The sequence below is a fragment of the Janibacter hoylei PVAS-1 genome (assembly GCF_000297495.1).
Lineage (GTDB): Bacteria > Actinomycetota > Actinomycetes > Actinomycetales > Dermatophilaceae > Janibacter > Janibacter hoylei.
Genome location: NZ_ALWX01000107.1, coordinates 1 through 1,468 on the forward strand (window position 1 = coordinate 1; position 1,468 = coordinate 1,468).

Here is a 1,468-nt window from a genome sequence, read left to right on the forward strand (position 1 = left end):
GGGGGAGGCCTGGTCCGGCTCGCCCGCCGAGCGCCGGGCGCCCGCCCCGGGGGCCCGTGGTCGAGCCAGGAGGCACCCGCGCCGCGTCGGTGGCTCGTCTGCATGGGGGTCGTCGCCGTGCTCGTCGCCAGCCTGCCCGGCATCGCCACCCTCGCGGGGGCGGCCGTCCTGTGGCCGGCGCTCTCCGGCGCCGACTCGCTCGGCGACGCCGTGCGGGCCGCGCTGCCGTGGCTGCCGCTGGCCGCCCTCGTCGGCTACCTCACCCTCGCCCTCCTCGTCATCGGACTGACCCGACTGCTCGCGACCCGGATCGAGCCGGGGCACTTCCCCGTCCGCTCGGCCGAGGGACTGTCGATCCTCTACACGGTGCGCCTGCTCGACCACGCCCGCGACTGGCTCTTCCCCATCTACTCCAGCGCCTTCACCCCGACCTGGCTGCGGCTGCTCGGCGCCCGCGTCGGTGAAGGCGTCGAGGCCTCCACGGTCCTGCTCATCCCCAAGCTGGTGCGCGTCAACGACCACGCCTTCCTCGCCGACGACACCCTCGTCGGGTCCTACGAGCTCGGTGGCGGCTGGATCCGCGTCGAGCGGGTCAAGGTCGGCAAGCGGGCCTTCGTCGGCAACTCGGGCATGCTCGCCCCCGGCCGGCGGGTGCCCAAGCGCTCGCTCGTCGCCGTGCTCTCCGCGGCGCCGCAGCGGGGCAAGGCCAAGGCCGGCGACTCCTACATCGGCTCGCCCCCGCGCAAGCTGCGCCGCACCGCGGACGACATGGACTCCAGCCGCACCTACGACCCGCCGACCCGGCTCAAGGTGCTGCGCTCGCTCGTCGAGCTCTGCCGCGTCGTGCCCCTGCTGTGCGGCGTGGCCCTGCACCTCGCCGTCGGGCTGACCCTGCTCGCCTTGCTCGACCGGTCGGTCTGGGCCGCGGTGCTCCTCGCCGGCCCCGTGCTCCTCGTCGCCGGGCACCTCGCGGCAGGCCTCACCCTCGTCGCCAAGTGGGTCCTCGTCGGCCGCCACCGCGAGGGCGACCACGAGCTGTGGACCTCCTTCGTGTGGCGCAACGAGCTCGCCGACACCTTCACCGAGGTGCTCGCCGCGCCGTGGTTCGCCCAGATCACCGTCGGCACGCCCGCGCTCAACGCCTGGCTGCGCCTCATGGGCAGCCGGATCGGCGAAGGCGTCTGGTGCGACACCTACTGGCTCCCCGAGAGCGACCTCGTCGAGCTCGGCGACGGCGCCACCGTCAACCACGGCTGCGTCGTGCAGACCCACCTCTTCCACGACCGGGTCCTCCAGATGGACCGCGTCGTGCTGGGCGCGGGCGCGACCCTCGGCCCCAACAGCGTCATCCTCCCTTCGTCCAGCCTCGGCCGGGACGCGACGGTCGGACCCGTCTCCCTCGTCATGCGCGGCGAGGGCGTACCGTCACGCACGCGGTGGATCGGCAACCCCATCGGTCCCTGGGAGA

General features: G+C 74.2%; 1 protein-coding gene. It reads left to right on the forward strand.

Annotated features, from left to right (window positions below):
• Positions 1-1,468 (forward strand): Pls/PosA family non-ribosomal peptide synthetase (locus B277_RS15460; protein WP_007930030.1); only part of this gene is annotated, 1,468 nt, incomplete at both ends.